Source organism: Pectobacterium jejuense (assembly GCF_026800125.1).
GTDB classification, from domain to species: domain Bacteria; phylum Pseudomonadota; class Gammaproteobacteria; order Enterobacterales; family Enterobacteriaceae; genus Pectobacterium; species Pectobacterium jejuense.
The window spans coordinates 219119-237760 of the sequence record NZ_JAPQKX010000006.1; the positions used below are offsets into that span (position 1 = coordinate 219119).

13 protein-coding genes are annotated in these 18642 nt (G+C 52.0%); 2 read left to right on the forward strand and 11 right to left on the reverse strand.

The annotated features are described in order from the left end of the window. Positions 1-169: 169 nt before the first annotated feature. A complete protein-coding gene (locus NXT09_RS13135; RefSeq protein ID WP_205553156.1) occupies positions 170-1369 on the forward strand; it encodes an efflux RND transporter periplasmic adaptor subunit in 1200 nt (399 codons plus the stop codon). Positions 1370-1372: 3 nt separating this feature from the next. Next, on the forward strand, positions 1373-3325 hold the full coding sequence (locus NXT09_RS13140; RefSeq protein ID WP_268579974.1) for a MacB family efflux pump subunit: 1953 nt from the start codon (positions 1373-1375) through the stop codon (positions 3323-3325). A 136-nt stretch (positions 3326-3461) separates the two neighbouring features. Here NXT09_RS13140 and cysM read toward each other — a convergent pair whose 3' ends face one another. From cysM to NXT09_RS13195, 11 genes are all read right to left on the reverse strand, one after another. Further along, positions 3462-4343 (reverse strand): cysteine synthase CysM, encoded by an 882-nt coding sequence (gene cysM, locus NXT09_RS13145; protein WP_240584598.1) that lies wholly within the window; start codon positions 4341-4343, stop codon positions 3462-3464. A 56-nt stretch (positions 4344-4399) separates the two neighbouring features. Continuing rightward, on the reverse strand, positions 4400-5266 hold the full coding sequence (gene cysW / locus NXT09_RS13150) for a sulfate/thiosulfate ABC transporter permease CysW (RefSeq protein WP_268579975.1): 867 nt from the start codon (positions 5264-5266) through the stop codon (positions 4400-4402). Next, on the reverse strand, positions 5266-6120 hold the full coding sequence (cysT, locus tag NXT09_RS13155) for a sulfate/thiosulfate ABC transporter permease CysT (protein ID WP_268579976.1): 855 nt from the start codon (positions 6118-6120) through the stop codon (positions 5266-5268). Before cysT ends, cysW begins: the two co-directional genes overlap by 1 nt. Continuing rightward, on the reverse strand, positions 6120-7148 hold the full coding sequence (locus tag NXT09_RS13160; protein ID WP_268579977.1) for a sulfate ABC transporter substrate-binding protein: 1029 nt from the start codon (positions 7146-7148) through the stop codon (positions 6120-6122). Before NXT09_RS13160 ends, cysT begins: the two co-directional genes overlap by 1 nt. Positions 7149-7652: 504 nt before the next feature. Then, on the reverse strand, positions 7653-8552 hold the full coding sequence (locus tag NXT09_RS13165) for a Dyp-type peroxidase (RefSeq protein ID WP_268579978.1): 900 nt from the start codon (positions 8550-8552) through the stop codon (positions 7653-7655). 188 nt (positions 8553-8740) lie between these two features. Further along, positions 8741-9352: an RpoE-regulated lipoprotein gene (locus NXT09_RS13170; protein WP_268579979.1), complete on the reverse strand. Its 612-nt coding sequence runs from the start codon at positions 9350-9352 to the stop codon at positions 8741-8743. A 187-nt stretch (positions 9353-9539) separates the two neighbouring features. Further along, positions 9540-11213 carry an ABC transporter ATP-binding protein/permease gene (locus tag NXT09_RS13175; RefSeq protein ID WP_240584593.1) on the reverse strand — a complete coding sequence of 558 codons (1674 nt, stop codon included), beginning with the start codon at positions 11211-11213 and terminating at the stop codon, positions 9540-9542. Then, positions 11210-13981 (reverse strand): M16 family metallopeptidase, encoded by a 2772-nt coding sequence (locus NXT09_RS13180; RefSeq protein ID WP_268579980.1) that lies wholly within the window; start codon positions 13979-13981, stop codon positions 11210-11212. Before NXT09_RS13180 ends, NXT09_RS13175 begins: the two co-directional genes overlap by 4 nt. A 25-nt stretch (positions 13982-14006) precedes the next feature. Then, on the reverse strand, positions 14007-16820 hold the full coding sequence (locus NXT09_RS13185) for a secretin and TonB N-terminal domain-containing protein (RefSeq protein ID WP_268579981.1): 2814 nt from the start codon (positions 16818-16820) through the stop codon (positions 14007-14009). Positions 16821-16939: 119 nt separating this feature from the next. Then, positions 16940-17890, reverse strand: a complete 951-nt coding sequence (locus tag NXT09_RS13190) for a FecR family protein (protein ID WP_268579982.1) — start codon at positions 17888-17890, stop codon at positions 16940-16942. Continuing rightward, positions 17877-18398, reverse strand: coding sequence for a sigma-70 family RNA polymerase sigma factor (locus NXT09_RS13195; RefSeq protein WP_268579983.1), 522 nt, complete (start codon positions 18396-18398; stop codon positions 17877-17879). The genes NXT09_RS13190 and NXT09_RS13195 overlap by 14 nt, the downstream gene beginning before the upstream one ends. Positions 18399-18642 lie beyond the last annotated feature (244 nt).

The following is an 18642-nucleotide window of genomic DNA, read 5'->3' on the forward strand; positions in this document are numbered from 1 at the left end:
TATAGATAATGTATTCTCAGGCCTGGCGTGAATATTCGCAGCCAGATTTACTTAATCCTTACCATTTCTTTCAGCAAAGATTACCGCTACCTTTACGGACTCGGGGTAAATTACTCACCTACGTTATTTATTTCCGTTCAGATGCATTCATTAAGGACGACTCCCCCTGATGCAATCACGATTTTTTACACGACGCCGTACGACGATCGCGCTTGGCCTTATCGCTGCTGCTGTCGTTCTTCATCTGTTTTTCAACAAGCCAGCACACGAGCCCAATGCGCTTACTGCCACCGCCGAAATTGCGGATCTCGAACAGACGGTACTCGCTGACGGCAAAATTGAGGCACAAAAGCAGGTCAGCGTCGGTGCACAGGCCTCGGGGCAAATCAAAGCGCTGCACGTCGAACTTGGCGATAAGGTGAAAAAGGGGCAATTGATCGCCGAGATTGATGACCTCACCCAGCAGGACACGCTAAAAAACGGTGAGGCCGCGTTAAAAAACATTCAAGCGCAGCGAGCAGCCAAACTGGCGGAATTGCGTAATAACGAATTAAGCTGGCAGCGTCAGCAAATGTTGATGAAACGTGGTGTTGGCGCACAGGCTGATTACGATAGCGCGAAAGCGACGTTGGATGCCACCCGAGCCAATATTGACGCGCTGGATGCCCAAATCATTCAGGCACAGATTACCGTCAACACCGCCAAGGTTAATCTGGGATACACCCAAATTCGCTCACCGATGGACGGTACCGTGGTGGCCATTCCGGTTGAAGCTGGACAAACGGTCAACGCGATTCAGACGACGCCGACCATCGCCAAAGTCGCCAATCTGGACACCATGACCATCAAGGTGAAAATCTCAGAAGCCGACGTCGTCAAGGTGAAAACCGGCATGCCCGTATGGTTCAGTATTCTGGGCGAACCGAATAACCGTTACGAAGCCACGCTGAGCTCGATTGAGCCCGCGCCAGACTCCATCAACACGGACTCGACCACAACCTCATCCAGTTCAAGCAGCAGTTCCAGTTCATCATCCAGCACCGCGATCTATTACAACGGTCTGTTCGATGTGAAAAACCCTGACGGCGTCTTGCGCATTTCCATGACGGCACAGGTGTATATTCTGCTGTCTTCAGTGAAAAATGCTATTGTCGTTCCCGCGACGGCGTTAACCTCGCGTGATGGCATGTGGTATGTGCAGGTCGTGAATGCGAACAAGAAGGTTGAATCGCGCCTGGTGACGCTTGGCCTCAACGATAACGTGCGCACCCAGATTCGTTCGGGGCTCAGCGTGGGGGAACAGGTCGTTGTCAGCCCATCGTCCAGCGATGTCGCGTCTACGCATCCTGGCCCACCGATGGGGATGTAACGTATGTCCACATCCTTACTGAAGCTGACCGGTATTACCCGCCGCTTTTCCAACGGTGAACAGGACGTCACCGTCCTCAAGGACATCAACCTGACCATCAATCAGGGAGAAATGGTGGCGATTGTCGGTGCATCCGGGTCGGGAAAATCCACGCTGATGAATATTCTCGGCTGTCTGGATAAACCGTCCGCTGGTGATTATCAGGTGGCAGGACGCGCTGTTGGCAAACTGGATAACGACCAGCTAGCAGAGCTGCGCCGCGAGCATTTCGGTTTTATTTTCCAGCGCTATCATTTACTCGGCGATCTAACAGCGCTGGGGAATGTTGAAGTGCCCGCCATTTATGCCGGAAAAAGTCGACTGGCGCGACGTCAACGGGCGGCAGAGCTGCTCACTCGGCTAGGACTGGAAAGTCGTCTTCACTATCGGCCCAGCCAGCTTTCCGGTGGCCAGCAGCAGCGTGTGAGTATCGCCCGTGCGCTGATGAACGGCGGTGGCATCATTCTGGCGGATGAACCCACCGGTGCGCTCGACACCCACAGCGGCAACGAGGTTCTGAGCATACTTCGCGACCTTCACAGACAGGGCAATACCGTCGTGATCGTCACCCACGATATGACGATTGCCGAACACGCTCAGCGCATCATCGAACTGCGCGATGGCGAAGTGATTGCCGACCGGCAAACGCGCCCCGAAGAGGCCACCGTACCGTCACAGGAAGCCGCCAGCTCTCCGGCGACATCCGCCCTGAATCAGTTCAAAGATCGCTTTATTGACGCGTTTAAAATGGCGCTGCTGGCGATGAACGCCCAGCGAATGCGTACCTTTCTGACCATGCTCGGCATCATCATCGGCATTGCCTCCGTCGTCTCGGTCGTCGCGCTGGGAAAAGGTTCACAGGAACAGGTGCTGGCCGACATCAACTCGATGGGCACCAGCACGCTGGAAATTTTCCCCGGCAAAGACTTCGGCGACATGGATGCCAGCGCCATCCAGACGTTACGCGCCAGTGATATCCAGCCGCTGACGCAGCAGCCCTACGTGCACAGCGTCACGCCGTCTATCTCCACCAGCGTAACGATGCGCTACGGCAACATTGCCGTTTCCGCCAGCATTTCCGGGGTTGGCGAGCAGTTCTTCACCGTACGTGGCTACACCCTGCAACGCGGCGTACTTTTCCCTCGCAGCAGCGTCGATGAACTGAAGCAGGACGCCGTGATTGACAAAAACACGCGCGATAAGCTCTTTCCCCACGGCGAAGACCCCATTGGACAAGTGATTCTGCTGGGCTCGCTGCCCGTGCGGATTATCGGCGTCGTCAGTAAGAATCAGGGCGGCTTCGGCAGCGATGAAAATCTGAACGTCTGGGTACCGTACACCACAGTGATGAAGCGTATGGTCGGACAGTCCTACCTGAAAAGCATCACAGTGCGGGTGAAAGACAATATCGATATGAACGTCGCCGAGAAAAGCATCACCGCCCTGCTGACGCAGCGGCATGGTACGAAAGATTTCTTTATCATGAACACCGACAGCATCCGTCAGATGATCGAGAAAACCACCACCACGCTCACGCTGCTGGTGTCGATGATCGCGCTGATCTCGCTACTGGTGGGCGGTATCGGCGTGATGAACATCATGCTGGTTTCCGTCACAGAGCGAACCCGAGAGATCGGCGTTCGTATGGCGGTTGGCGCACGCACCAGCGATATCATGCAGCAGTTTCTGATCGAAGCCGTGCTGGTTTGCCTGTTCGGCGGCATCATCGGCGTGGGGCTGTCGCTGGCTATCGGCGTACTGTTCGCCCAGTTCAGTAGCAATTTCGCGATGATCTATTCCAGTTCCTCGATTATTGCCGCGTTCCTGTGCTCCAGCCTAATCGGCATTATCTTCGGCTTCTTCCCCGCCCGTCGTGCCGCGCGGATGGAACCGATCCACGCGCTGGAGCGGGAATAGCCCACTCAGTTACTCTAAATAATTCGAGTTTCAGGAAGGCGGCAAGAGAACGAATCCCGATGAGCTTACATAAGTAAGTGATTCGGGTGAGTGAACGCAGCCAACGCACATGCAACTTGAAGTATGACGAGTAACGTTAATCAAATACCCCGGTGGACAAATACCGATCGCCGCGATCGCAGGCGATTGCAACAATCACGCTGCCGGGGTTTTCCGCTGCGATCCGCAGCGCACCTGCCACCGCACCACCGGAACTGACGCCACAGAAGATGCCTTCCTGACGCGCCAGTTGGCGTAACGTATTCTCGGCGTCCACCTGCGTCATATCCAGAATGCGATCGACCAGATCGGCACGGAAAATCCCTGGCATATAGTCCGGCGTCCAGCGGCGAATTCCGGGAATGTGGCTGCCTTCCGCAGGCTGTAATCCCACCGTGCAAATCGCTGGGTTCTGCTGCTTCAGATAGCGGCTGACGCCAGAAATCGTGCCGGTCGTTCCCATGCTGGAGATAAAGTGAGTCACCTTACCCGCCGTCTGCTGCCAGATCTCTGGGCCAGTCGTAAGAAAGTGCGCCAGCGAATTGTCCGGGTTATTGAACTGATCGAGCGTTTTCCCTTCTCCCGCCAGCACCATCTGTTTTGCGCGATCCCGCGCCCCTTCCATTCCCAGCTTGCGACTAACCAACACCAGCTCTGCGCCATACGCGCGCATCGCGGTCTGGCGTTCATAGCTCATGTTGTCTGGCATCAGCAGGCGCAGCCGATAGCCTTTCACCGCTGCAATCATCGCCAACGCAATACCGGTATTCCCGCTGGTCGCCTCAATGAGCCGGTCACCGGGGGCAATGTCACCACGATTCTCCGCCTGCTGGATCATAGAGAGCGCCGCCCGATCTTTTACCGATCCGGCGGGGTTATTTCCTTCCAGCTTCAGCCAGATTTCACTGTTTAACCCCTGCGTCAAGCGCTGCAATTTCACCAGAGGGGTATTGCCAATACAATGCTCAAGCGTTGTCACAAGTTGAGTCCTAAAAAACCTCACGCGTGCGGCGCGAGTGATAGAAAAGAGTAAAGTTAGTGTTTATTCATTTGCCGCTTCACCCGCCACTGCAAGGCGCTTTTGATGAACAGCGTCAGTATCGCCATCACGGTTAACAGCGCCGCCGCGGTAAACGCCCCCACGCTGTTATAATCCTGATGCAGCAATTCGACCTGTAGCGGCAGCGTATAGGTTTCACCGCGAATCGAGCCTGAAACCACGGATACCGCACCAAATTCACCTATCGCTCGGGCATTGGTCAGCACCACGCCATATAGCAGTGCCCAGCGAATATTCGGGAGCGTCACCCGATAGAACACTTGCCAGCCCGACGCACCAAGCAGCACCGCCGCTTCTTCTTCCTGACTGCCCTGGCTCATCATCACCGGAACCAGCTCCCTGACCATAAACGGGCAAGTCACGAATATGGTTACCAGCGCAATGCCAGGCCAGGCAAACATCAGCTGTATCCCCTGCTCATCCAGCCAGCCGCCAACCGGGCCGTTGGTGCTGTAAAAGAGCAGATACAGCAAACCCGCAACCACCGGAGAAACAGCAAAAGGAATATCGATCAGCGTGAGCAGCAGTTGCCGCCCCGGAAACTGAAAGCGCGTGACCAGCCACGCCAGCAGCGTGCCAAACACCAGATTCACCGGTACGACAATCGCAACCACCAGCAGCGTGAGGCCAATGGCATGCAGCATGTCAGGATCGCTCAGGTTACGCCAGACGCCCCCCAGCCCGTGCGACAGCGCCGCGGCAAAAATTGACACCAGGGGGATGACCAGCATGATGAGCGATAATATCACGCCCAGCGCAATCAACGCCGCTCTCGCCCCGTTACGTTCCTGCCGAACCGGATGAGGTTGACGCCGTGGCGTTACAGTCGGTATCTCTGCCATTACACGCTCCGGGTCCGTTGACCAAAACGGCTTTGCAGCACGTTGACGGCAAACAGGATTAATAAAGACGCGGCTAATACGACGGAGGCAATCGCACTGGCGGCAGGGAAATCAAACTCCTGCAGGCGGATAAAAATCATCAGCGAAACGACTTCCGTCTGCCAGGCAATGTTCCCCGCAATAAAGATAACCGCGCCAAACTCGCCCAGACTGCGGGCAAACGACAGCGCGGTGCCCGTTAAGAGCGCCGGAGTTAACTCCGGTAAAATGACGTAGCGAAAACACTGCCAGCGACTCGCCCCCAGCGTTTGTGCTGCCTCTTCGTATTCCGGCCCCAGATCTTCCAAGACCGGTTGAACGGTGCGCACCACAAAAGGAATGCTGGTGAACGCCATCGCGACCGTAATCCCCAGCCAGGTATACGACACCTTGATGCCATACTCTGCCAGCCATGCGCCGTACCAGCCGGTCGTTGAAAACAGCGCAGCCAGCGTCAGCCCCGCTACGGCAGTGGGGAGCGCAAAGGGTAAATCCATCAGCCCATCCAGCAGAGCCCTGCCGGGAAAGCGATAACGCGTCAGAATCCACGCCATTAACAGGCCGAATCCTGCATTAAATACCGTTGCCAGCCCCGCCGCCAACAGCGTTACTTTGTAGGCAGCCACCACCTGCGGATTAGCGATCACCGCCCAGTACTGCGCCAGACTCATTTCTGAGAGCTGCATGACCAGCGCGCTTAAGGGCAGCAGCAGAATCAGACAGACGAACAGCAGGCTGCTGCCCAGACTCAGCGCGAATCCCGGCAGCACCCGTTTACCTGAACCAGAAAAAAAATTACCCGGCCCCAAAGACATTACTGACGACCAGCCGCCAGCAATTTATCCAGTTCGCCACCGGTGTCGAAGTGGGTTTTCATCACCTGCGGCCACGTCCCAAACTGATCTTCGACCCGGAATAAGGTGGTTTCCGGGAAGCGGGATTTCAGCGTTTGCGCCAATTCAGGGTTATTCACGCGGTAGTAAAAATCAGTGATGATTTTCTGCGCTTCCGGGCTATACAGATAATTCAGATAGGCTTTTGCCGCCTGCTCGGTGCCGTTCTTCTCGACATTCTTATCGATCCACGCCACAGGGAATTCCGCCAGCACATTGACCTTCGGGACGATCACCTCGTAGTTCTCGGCACCGTACTGGTTACGGATGTTATTCACCTCGGATTCGAAGCTGATCAGCACATCGCCCAACTGGCGTTCCACAAACGTGGTGGTTGCGCCACGGCCGCCGGTATCAAAGACTTCGACGTTCGCCAGAAAACGCGTGATCCACGCGCGCGTTTTAGCCTCGTCGCCACCGTTGGCTTTACTGGTCGCGCCCCAGGCCGCAAGGTAGGTGTAACGAGCATTGCCGGAGGTTTTCGGATTCGGGAAAATCAGCTTAACGTCATCACGTACCAGATCGTTCCAGTCGTGAATCCCTTTAGGATTGCCTTTGCGAACCAAGAAGGCCATGGTGGAGTAAAATGGAGAGCTGTTATTCGGTAAACGCGCCTGCCAATCAGCCGGAATCAGCTGACCGCGATCGTGCAGGATCTGAACGTCCGTCACCTGATTATAGGTCACGACATCGGCCTTCAGGCCTTGCAGAATAGCCAACGCCTGCTTAGATGAACCGGCATGCGATTGTTTGATCGTCAGCGGATCGTTAGGATGCTGCGACAGCCACTGTTTTTCAAAGCCGGGATTGAGCGCAACAAAGAGCTCACGCGACACATCATAGGAGCTGTTCAGCAGCTCGGTAGCGGAGACAGCGCTCTGCCCGCCCAGCAGCAATGACAGCGCCAGAGAACCTTTCACCAGCCAGCCTTTCACCTGTACTTGATTCATCTTATGTCCTGCCAGAGTTAGAGCCTATTCGGTAGGCCTTGTTATAGGGGCCGTTTACATAGCCGTTTTTGTATATACCCTAAATAATTCGAGTTGCGTGACAAAACGTTAGCGTTTTGAACAACGCTCTGCGTTGACCCTTTAGGGCAAGGCCCATTTATGGCCTTGTAACGCGGCAACCGAGCGAATCCCCAGGAGCTTACTCAGGTAAGTGACTGGGGTGAGTAAGGGCAGCCAACGCACAAGCAGCTTGAAGTATGACGGGTACAGCGTAAATCAGTGTAGGGGGAAGTGGCGGCTAACATATAACCTTTATATATAACATTTCGGGCTTTTTAAGCGCTAAAGGACATAACCCCGAAACGAGCGAGACGAGAAGAAAAAGCATGCTGAAAAAGCAAAGGCGCGGTCAGATTCCAAGGCAGGGAAGTGGAAAAATTGAAAGCGGAGAGGGAGAGAATGAATGCCTGCAAAGGTGCAGGCATCAGGAAAATGCGTCAGTTCTTACAGCGACAAAAGCTGATCCAGAGAAGGTGCGAAGAAGTAGCTGCCGCTGACGGCACGCGTAAAGCGCAGCATCTCATCACGTTTACCGTCACGATCGCCGAACATGCTCAGCAACTGCTGCTCAATGTTATGCAGACGTGCGCAGTAGGCGACAAAGTAGAGCCCATTTTTCCCGCTCGCGGTGCCATAAGGCAGGCTCTGGCGCAGAATTTTCAGCCCTTTGCCGTCTTCCTTTAAATCTACGCGGCTAAGATGCGACGTTACAGGACGCTCATCGGAAGACAGCTCTTCGTTGTCCTGCTTGGTACGCCCGATCATCTGTTCCTGCTGTTCTACGCTAAAACGCTGCAGCTGCTTCAGATTGTGTTCCCAACGCTGGGTAAATACATAGCTGCCGCCTGCATCCGGCTGGCCTTCGGGGATAATCGCCACGGCGTGACGGGCATCGCCCTGCGGGTTTTCCGTGCCGTCGACAAAGCCGCTTAAATCGCGATCTTCCACCCAGCGGAAACCATGCGTTTCTTCTTCGATACGAATCGCGCCACCAAATGCGATCAGCGCCGCCTGTGCCAGCGTAAAGTTGACATCATGGCGCAGCGATTGAATGTGGATCAACACATCACGCTGTGTGGCAGGAGCAAGCCCATTGCCCAACGGCGTAAACGGCTTCAGCTCCGCCGCGCCGTGGTTGCAGTCCAGATCGCGCCAGACATCGCTGCCAAACGCCAGCACCGCGCCCAATCCCGCATCGGGATACTGCTGTTGTAACTCTTGTAACGTCTGACAGAATTTTTTGCATCCCTGCCGGATAGCATCAAACTCTCCCTGAATCATCGCTTCCATAAAAATGGCAAAACGGCGGTGTTCCAATAAAATACCGCTTTGAATTGGTGTCATTTCTGCTTCCTCAAGCGTCAGTTTTTTCTTTGTTGTTATGGCTTTTACTACTGTGGTTATGGCTTATTACTGCGGTCATAAAAGATTGCGGCTGCCACAGCACATGCCAGACAGCGCCGCTATCATACCGGAAGCCGCCTGGCTTTTACCTTGCGTAAAGACAAATTAGTCCTTTACGAGACACTCCTTTATAAAGCTGATGTGTTACGCCCCTGCGCGTGCCACACAATTTTGCTCACTTTCCAGGTTTTCAGGATATCGTCGGGCGGCATCAAGCCTTCCGGGCCGCTCCACTCGCCGGAATAGACGTAGCTGATATGCGTACTCTGCGGTGCGGCACATTCCACGCTCTGCGCATCATCACCTTGCCCCAACTGGCAGGATTCAAACGCTTTGCTGTAGGTATTGCTAAAAACATCACCAATTTTCACGCCGCCTGCGCTGCCAATCGCTGGATCCATGACCTCAACTTTGCGTACGCTGCCCTTCGGCTGGCCGCTGATGATCATCTTCACGTCTTTGCCATCCAGCGCCTGATAAAACGCGACCAGTTGACCGTTGGACGTGCCCATTCCGCTACGCAGTTGATAACTACCATCCAGCGCGCTCTGTAGCGCCCCTTCGGACAATGGCGTACCAGCATTGATGCCACCGACACCCGTATCGGTCACTTCCAGCGAGCTACCGAACCAGTTAAACGGCGACAGGCTCGACCAAGAGAAATTGGAAAGCGTGCTGCATCCGGTCAGCAACAGCGGTAAACCCAGCACCAGCGATAAACCCAGCGGGCGAAAATTCATGGCATGTACTCCTCAAGATTGAACGGCTTTCGTCATCAGCCACCCTAGTAAGATGGGGATTGGAGTCTGCGAGCGACGAAAAGTGCCGTAAAGACGGGATAATCCTGCGGAAGATTATAGGGGGCATGGGACGAGAAACCTACCAGAACCGCAGACCTCCCGAGAGCCGGAAGGTCTGCGAACAACATCAACTACGCTGTGAGGCAAAATCCGTTAAGTCATAACGGTGCGTGAACAGATCATCCAGCTCCGTCTGGTGCGTAATCGCCACCACGGTACACGCTGGCAATGCCAGCTTGACCAGAGCCAGAAGCTGTCTGGCGGCGTCATGATCCAGGTTGCTCGTCGCTTCATCCAGATAGAGCGTATCAGGTTTAGCAATCAGCGCACGGGCAAAGGCAACACGCTGCCGCTCCCCACCGGAGAATACGCGATCCCAGTTTAGCTGCTCATCCAGACGATCGCGCCACGCGCCCAGCCCAACGCTATCGAGCGTCTGACGCAGCATCTCGCTGTCTGCCAGTGCCGGGTGCGGATAGCAGAGGATCTCTGCCAGCGTACCCTGCCCCAGATAGCTCTGCTGCGGTAACAGCAGGCTGCGACCTTCCAGCGACTGCCAGCGGCCATCGTAATACGGCCAGAGACCGCTTAACGTACGCAGCAGCGTGGATTTCCCCAGCCCGCTGCGGCCAGAAAACTTACTCCAGCTACCCACTTCACAGCTCAGATCCACCTTTTGCAGCAGCGGAGAACCCTGCGGCGTGGTGAAAGAAAGCTGATCCAGTTGTAAACGTTCGCCGACCGGAACCACTTCATCTTCAGACTGATGGCGTTTGATTTCCTGTTTGAACTGGCTCAGACGTTCCATGCTCGCGGAAAGCTCCATGAATTCCCGATACATGCGAATAAACCAGCTCAACGCACCATGCACCTGAGCAAACGCTCCGCGGATTTGCATCAACCCGCCTAGCGTTACCGTTTTACTGAGAAAGGCCGGTAATGCCGCAAAAATAGGGACGATCAAGCTAACACGCATGTAACCCGTGGTGAAAAGGCCCAGATTACGTTCCGCATTCATTGAACGCCACCAGTTAGAGACAATCGCAGAAAATTGACGCTTAAGATGGCTTTTTTCCTGCTGTTCGCCACCATATAGCGCAATTTGCTCCGCGTTATCATGCTTACGCAGCAAAGACGCACGGAAATTCGCTTCAGCACGTTGCTTCTCATAGTTAATACCGTGCAGCCGTTTACCGATCAGATGCGTAATCAAGGTGCCGAACACGGTATAGATAATGACGGCCCAGACCAGGTAACCTTTGATTACCCACTCCTCACCGAACAGCGTAAAGCGCTGTACTCCCGACAGTTCCCAGAGAATGATGACGAAAGATGACAACTGGGCCGTCACAACCAAAAATGACGCCACCAGACTCACCGTCTTATCAACAAATAAGCTGATATCCTCAGCGATACGTTGATCGGGGTTATCAATTTTTCCCACTATCGACATCCGATAAAACGCCCGCTTTGCCAACCAGCTATTCACTAACTCTTCCGTCATGGCACTGCGCCAACGAATGATCAGCCAGCGAGTGAACCAGTCCTGATGCACAAATACCACGATATAAATCAGGATATAGATGCCGTACTCTTTCATGAGAGAGAGCAGCAAGCTGCTATCAAACGTACCTAGCGCATCGTAAAACGTTTTACTCCAATCATTGAGCAATACGTTGAGATAGACGATGGTCCATCCCATACTGATGGCAGCAACAAGAAGTAACAGAGCTAATAAGCCTTGTTTTCCCCGCCAAAAAGGGCGGCAGAGATCGACAAACTGTGCCGCTATCTTTTTCACTCTTTCACCTCTTGCGGCAAGGTGATGTAAAGCACGCGGTTATCCGGGTTATACAGCTTCGCCGACATCGCCCGTACCTCTTCCAGCGTGATGCTGTCAGCCAGTTTGGATACGCTGCTCAGATAACGTGGATCGTTATAGTGGCGGTAGCTCAGAAGCAGACGACGCTCTATCGTCATGAGATCGCTCTGACGCCCTTTTTCTGCACGGATGAACTGTGCTTTCTGCTCATCGACATCCTGCTGAGTGATCTTCGTCGGCAGTTCGGCAAAGGCTTTCTCAGCCAGCGTCCACAATTCCTGCGCACGTTCAGGCGCGCTGGAGAAGCTCACTTCCGTTTCAATACGCTGTCTTTTATCTTCCAGTTCGCTATCGAGACGCATGCGGTAAATACCTAACGCATCATCACGCAGGCTGGTTTTGAGATACTTATTCGCCAGATTACGGGCAACGCTCACCTGCACGGCAGCCTGTGGCGTCCATGCATGCGGCGTAAAGCTCCAGGTGCGGATATCAGCACGTGGTTCGATACTGATGGCCGATGTCGCTTCACGTTTACCCGGCAGAGCCAGATGTGATTTCACCTCGCCAGCAGACTGACGCGGGATCGTCGCTAAATAGCGTTCAACCTGCGGCAAAATCTGTGCAGCTGGCATATCTGCCACCAGATAGTAGGTGACCGGAGCAAACACCGCTTTATGCCACTGTGACAGCAGCGCGGGCGCTGAAATTTGCTTCAGCTCTGCAATTTCAGGCTGCTGCCAGGCTGGCGCACCGAAACGCAGTTTGGCAATGTCACTGGCCCGTGTTCCTGAAACCGATTGATCGTCATTGGCTTTTTGACGCGCCAGACCCATCATGCTCTCTTTCATCACTTCAGGATCGATACCTGGAGCCACATTCAGCTCACGGTATAACGCTAACAGGTTTGCTAACTCACCCGTTGGCGCATTCCCGCTTACCGTCAGTTGATCCGCTTCCTGATTGATGCCCAGCGACAGCGTTTTTTCCTTTTTCCAGTTACTGAGCGCTTCACCGCTCCATGTTGCTGGTCCGCTTTGGTTGACTAATTGACTTGCCAGCTGAACCTGCCACGGATTGGTCGACGTCGACAAATATCCCGCGTCGCTCACTGCCGTCAGGTAGACTTTTTTACCCGCTTCTGGCGCACGCAGCCAGACCACGCGGTCACCATTGCTCAACTGCCACTGTTCTACCTTCTGCGCGGCAAAGGTCTTCACCGCCGTGCGTTTCCCCGTTTGCGTTACCGCAGGCAATTCAGGGATAACTTTCTCTTTTTCTACCTGTAACGGTGCCAGCGTCGCGGCCGCCCACTGTGCCTGTAACTTACGAATCGCATCCGGCGTCGGCAACGTGAAAGGTGTCGCACCCGGCACGCTAAACTGTGCCAACGTATCCGGTGAGGCTAACCAGCGTTGCCATTGGCGGTTCACGTCCTCTGCCGTGATCGTGTTCAAGATGTCCAGCGCATCCTTACCGCGCTGCTGGCTACCAACATAAGGGCGATCCTGCTGCCATGAGATGGTCAAGAGTTGAACCCAGTCTGCAAACTCACGTTTTTCAGGCGCATCGCTCATACGCTGTGCCGCTTCACGAATGTTGGATTTGATCTCCGTGATGTCCTGCTCGTTTAACGGATAGCGTTTAAACCGCTCAATTTCTTTCAGCACAGCAGACATCGCAGCGTCATGACCACCCGGCATCACATTCGCGAAGAAGCCCAGCGCTGCCGTTGTTTTACCGATATCCGATTTACGTACCACCAGACTACTGGCGTCTTGCGGCAGCTCCGCTTGTTGACGGCGAACCTGACGCCCTACCGCAGACATCGTGATTTGCGTCAGCACACGGTGATAGTAGTCAGACTGACCGAATGTGTCCTTGTCATTGAAACGGTAGACAAATGACACCTGGCTGCTGCCGCTTTGGCTATCCTGCAAACGCGCAACGTTGAGTCTCGGTTTCAGTAACGGCTCGTAGTAATCACGAGCTGGCACAGCGACATTTGGCAGCGGTGCAAAATAGCGTTGAATTTCGCGTTCAGCATCCGCAGGCGTGATATCACCAATAATCATCAAACGCATATTCGACGGGTGATACCAGCGTTGATAGAAATCCTGCAGTACGCTGGCTGGCGTGTCGTTAATCGACGCTTCCGTGCCAATCGTCGGGCGGGAAGGATAACGAGAGTCATGGCGAATTGCCTGTACGCGCTGCTGGTTCATGCGTTCCGCTACGCCCAGCTTGCCACGCCACTCTTCCAGAATAATTTTGCGCTCATCATCAAGATCGCTTTGCAGCAGTTTCGCATGGCTCGTCATCTGGCTCAGCGCCTGCAACGTCGTGCCCAGATCGCGATTCCCTTTCGGCGGGCTCATCATATACATGGTGCGCTCGTAGTTGGTCACAGCGTTATAGCTCTGACCACGTACCCAGCCTTGCTTGTGCAGCTCGGTACTTACGCCTTGAGGAAACGCCTCGCTCGCACGGAACACCATATGCTCCACGATATGCGCAACACCGGATTCGTTGTCCTTCTCATCAATCGAACCGACATCAACAATCAGGCGAACATCTATCCGCGACTTTTGCCCCTCCAGCGGTACGAGGGTGTAGCGAAGTCCATTCGCCAATGTCCCTTCTTTAATGACCGGCAATGGGCTTTTCACTTCTTCAGCCTGGCTCACAACACTTCCAGCTAACAGGCAAATAGCACCCGCCAGCCAGTACATGATTTTATTTTTCATCACTGACCTTTATTATTTTTCTCACTTACCATGAATACGTCACATCCAGCCAAAACTGACGACCTAATCCATAGTTAGATTCGTTCTTATTGGCTTTATTCAGGACATTGAGTACATCTACGCCCACTTTTAGATTCTGCTTACCTAATGGCTGGGTATAAGTCACACGCCAATCCAACAGCATATTGTTGCCATACTGCTCTTCTTCATAAACATCGGTAGCACCAACATATCCGGAACAACGGTCATCATCTGGACAGTTAATAGTTTCAGTTCGCGTCATCGCCTTATAGCCACCCACATAGCTTAAGCGTTGCGTCCAATCTAAACGCCAATTAGGAATTTCAGTATTCAATTCAATAAATGCTGTCCAAGGACGGTTGAAATTATCTGCCGGTTTATCAATCGCGCGGATCATTTTCCCGTTGTAGAGAATATAGCCATCGAGATCCGCTTCGGTGTCATAGTCTTTATTTGAGGAAGTACTTTTTTGAATATTTCCTCCCGCCGTCCAGCTAAATACCGCGGAATTCCATTCAATTGGAGAAACCGGTTTTACCACTAGACTAAACGTGTCGGATTCAGACTTACCATTATTAGTGAGCTCATAAGTTTTTGTGGTTTTATTTTGCTCAGCAGAAAATTGATCTTTTGCTTCACGATGAACCCATTTCAGCGCCCAAACCGTATCATAAATACGCTGCTGCACACCGAGATTCAATTCATCACTGTAGGGTGTGTTTAATGAGGTGTATTTATAATTAACTGGCCGAAGGTTTGTCATAAATTGCCAGTCTTCTGTTGTATTACCCGAACTCCTTGACGTTGATGGGCATGAAGTGCCAACAATGTGATCAGTTCGGCATTCGTTATAACCCAATTTACGGGCTTCTCTCAGCTTATAAGCCAAGACATTGCCTGCATAGTAACGATTAATTCCACCGAAGACTTCAGTGGAACGATCTCCCCATATATCATAGCTTGAGCTAAAGCGCGGTGAGACATTCATGTTTTTCATATAGTCATCATAATCAACACGAATTCCGGGAACCATGGTTAAGCGGGAATAGGTCAATGTATCTTGTAAATAAACAGCATAAGTGCTTGCTGCGACTTTTACATCCGAAGCTTCATATACTGTTCGTTGACGGAAATACTGTTCACCGTCAATACATGCAGAATCACCATTACATACCACATTATTTTTTCTGACCGCATTAGCATAAGAATAGGAATTATTTTTACGCTGATACCTAGCTTCGGAAAAGTCGGTATCAAAACCAAAATCAAACTGGTGCTGTACACCCCATGCAGAAAAAGGATTTAGCTGCCAATCCTGTTTAAAGTTAATGCCAGATTGCTCGGTTCTTACCGTGCCATACCCACCCTGCTGGGCAGCAGTTCCTGAAAAACTCGACACCCAGTCAATACTATTTGTTTTAGCCCAAGAATAAAAATTCTCCCCCTTATTCTTTATGGTATTCTCATTCTGCTTCCATATTAACTGTGTGGCAACTTTGCCCCACTTATTCTGGTTATCCCACTTAAGGTTGGCATTATACCCCCCTCCTTCGGCAGTAAAATCCCCATCTTTTATATTGGAACGTACATAGCTTGCACTATGAGGTGAATGCATGAATGATAAGCTAAATTGATTTCGCTCATTGGCATCCCACGCCCCCCGTAACATATAGGTTTCAGATTCGCGCGACTGGTCTTCCCATCTTTGAAAAATCGTATGCCAGAACGGAATGTCAGATTCCTTACGGCTATACACAAACATCAGCGCAGCATTATCACTTAGTGGCTGACTCACATTCAGGTTATAAAAATTTTTGGTAAACTTAGGCTGCCTCTTAGCCGTAGTAGCGGCACTGAACGAGGCTTCATCTTTTTTCTCCAGATGATATTTCGTCCATGACGAACGCGTTGTACGGTAAGAGACAGAACCAGACGGCTCGGTAAACGAGGGTTTCTTAAGTTTGGCATCAATGACACCGCCAGTGAATTGGCCATACTTAGCCGACACGTTACTGTCATAAACCGACAGGCTTTCAATCAGGCTACTGTCTATCCAGAAGGATTCAGGATGACCAGAGGGGAAATCATTAGCGGCATTCCCATTGGCTGTAGAACCCACCTCACCGACATTCACACCGGGGTTCAGGCGATCGTTGTTCGACATCCCGTCGATCATGAAGTTGTTGTTATAGAACTTCTCACCGTGAAATGAGACAACATCCGGGGCCAGTTCTCCTGGAGTCTCACTATTGCGTGAGGTTTCAGAGAATTGCACATTTGGGTTAGTGCGCAGCAATTCAGTAATATTTCCATTAGCTGTCGGCTTTTTTGCGATTTCCTCAGCCACCAATTGTTGGCTACCGATCTCCATCGGCCCCGGCGTAATCTGCGCTTTTACCATAATCACATCGCCGCGCCCTTCATTTCCTGAACGGCTATTCTCTGCACCCGTAGGTATGCTCTGTACATCATCCGCCGCAGGCACGCTAGCCATTGGGCGAATGATAAAAGCTTTACCGGTTTCTGTAGGCTCTGCATAAAGGTTATTACTGTTCAATAACCTGTCCAAAGCCTGTTCCACCGTGTAGTTTCCTTCCAACGCAGGAGCTTGCTTCCCTGCCACCAGTTGGCTATCAACACCAAAATTGACACCCGTCTGCCGTGCCAACTGTGTTAATGATTTCTCCAATGACTGAGCAGGAAGGTGTATTGATTGTGCTGGTGCCGTTGCGCCAAACGCCGAGCCGCCTCCGCTTAACGCCAGCGTTAGCATCGCCGTCGGCCAAATTGTGTTACGCATCCCCAAAAAATTACGCATGAATTTACCCTGAATTATTTTATGTTTTCAGGAGAGAAGACGTTGTTCAGCAAAAATCGGGCAGAAGAAAATAAAAATAATTATCATTTATATTTAAATTAATTATTTACCATTGATTATTAACGATTTTTATTTTCACTAATCCAGACAATGTAGCCGAGAGACTGCCGGACGGAGATGGGAAGGGAGTGTTTCAGTAGTTCGAGCGCCTGCTGACTGTCATTCAATGGCAGAACGCCGGTGAAGCGCAGACTGTCTAGTTCCTGACGCTGACGCGGATCCAGATAAATGAGTCCTGGGTAATGACGGGAAAGTTCATCAACAACCTGAATGAACGGGGCATTTTCAAAAATCAATTGGTTGTGAATCCAACCCGCTTCCATTGATGCCCCCACTGGCCGGGTAATATGGAGCCGATCGAGTCCAACCTGCTGACCAGCACCAAGGTCGAGGCGAATATGCGAGTTCTCATTTGCAGTAACACGTACACGAGATTCGTCAACGCTCACCAGCGTATCTTCTCCTGTATCACGTACGCTATAGCGAGTACCCAGTGCCTGAGCCGCTGCCTGTGCACTGTCAATCACAAACGGTCTGCTACGCGGATCTTTGGCAACATGCGCGTAAACTTCACCACGTAGCAACGTGATTGTTCGTTTTTGTGATGTGAAGGAAATATTCACAGCCGAATTGCTGTTCAGCATCAATTCGCTGCCGTCATCCAGAACAATGCGCCGAACTTCACCAGCAACAGTGCGCTGATCGGCCAACCAATAAGCATAAGGCAGTTGGCTTAGTAACCAACCACCTGCGATGAAAATCGCCAGGGCAGCATAACGGGATGAGCGTGATTTTCGGGATGTCGCCGCTGGCGTGATGGCTGCACTTGCCCATAATTGCTGCATCTGATGATAAACCACAGAATGGCGAGCATCGATCTGGCACCACTGCTGCCACTCCTTGTGCAGTAATATCGCGTCGTCGCTATCCTGCTCGACCTCCGAGAAGCGTAGTACCCATTCAGCTGCTTGTTGCTGAATCTGCTCAAAGTCAGCGTTATGCTTCATCATGTTCCTGGAAAAAGATCCGGCTATGGAAATGCACCATCGCTTTCGCCAGATATTGCTTTACGCTACTTTCGCTAACGTGCAGCGCCTCAGCAATCGCCCGATAATCGTGTCCTTCCACACGCGCCATAATAAACGCACGCTGTACCTTTTCATCTAACTCATGGGTCAGAATATGTAGCGCTGTCGCCACAAGTTGACTTATCGCAACACGATATTCCGCAGAGTGCTCTTCTTCCCCATCAACTAGTACTGCTAATGCAGATAACGCATCTTGTTCCAGCTTACGCTTACGGAACTGATCGATCATGACGTGATTCGCCGTCACCATCAGATACGCCTTAGGCTGTCGGATAGCGGCAGGGTCGGCAAGCGTCAGGAGTTTTAGGAAGGTGTCATGGGTAAGATCATCTGCCTGATGAATGCAGCCTATTTTTTTACAAAGCCATCCCCGCAGCCATCCTTGGTGGGTCTGGTAAAAATCACTCCAGAAAGAAATTAGCTGCGTCATAATGGTTTCAACAGGCAAAAAGTAGATAATATTAGTTTAATTGATACTCATTATCATCTAAGCCAGTGACACGATGCAACACTTTTTAGACAATTCGACTACAAGCACTTTATGGTATCTCTTCGTTCATCATCTACCTTCTTCCATAGCTGAAGTGGACATACCCAAAGTCAGCCGATGTACAATTTAAATTACGGTATCTAAACATTCGATTGATTCAATAAATATCAATTCTCTAATAAAA

Bases quoted from the DNA above. Each gene is read 5' to 3' on its own strand.
- NXT09_RS13185 (WP_268579981.1), bottom strand. From the start codon at position 16,820: ATGCGTAATTTTTTGGGGATGCGTAACACAATTTGGCCGACGGCGATG.
- cysT (WP_268579976.1), bottom strand. From the start codon at position 6,120: ATGTCTTTGGGGCCGGGTAATTTTTTTTCTGGTTCAGGTAAACGGGTG.
- NXT09_RS13140 (WP_268579974.1), top strand. From the start codon at position 1,373: ATGTCCACATCCTTACTGAAGCTGACCGGTATTACCCGCCGCTTTTCC.
- NXT09_RS13180 (WP_268579980.1), bottom strand. From the start codon at position 13,981: ATGAAAAATAAAATCATGTACTGGCTGGCGGGTGCTATTTGCCTGTTA.
- NXT09_RS13195 (WP_268579983.1), bottom strand. From the start codon at position 18,398: ATGACGCAGCTAATTTCTTTCTGGAGTGATTTTTACCAGACCCACCAA.
- NXT09_RS13170 (WP_268579979.1), bottom strand. From the start codon at position 9,352: ATGAATTTTCGCCCGCTGGGTTTATCGCTGGTGCTGGGTTTACCGCTG.
- NXT09_RS13135 (WP_205553156.1), top strand. From the start codon at position 170: ATGCAATCACGATTTTTTACACGACGCCGTACGACGATCGCGCTTGGC.
- NXT09_RS13190 (WP_268579982.1), bottom strand. From the start codon at position 17,890: ATGATGAAGCATAACGCTGACTTTGAGCAGATTCAGCAACAAGCAGCT.
- NXT09_RS13165 (WP_268579978.1), bottom strand. From the start codon at position 8,552: ATGACACCAATTCAAAGCGGTATTTTATTGGAACACCGCCGTTTTGCC.
- NXT09_RS13160 (WP_268579977.1), bottom strand. From the start codon at position 7,148: ATGAATCAAGTACAGGTGAAAGGCTGGCTGGTGAAAGGTTCTCTGGCG.
- cysW (WP_268579975.1), bottom strand. From the start codon at position 5,266: ATGGCAGAGATACCGACTGTAACGCCACGGCGTCAACCTCATCCGGTT.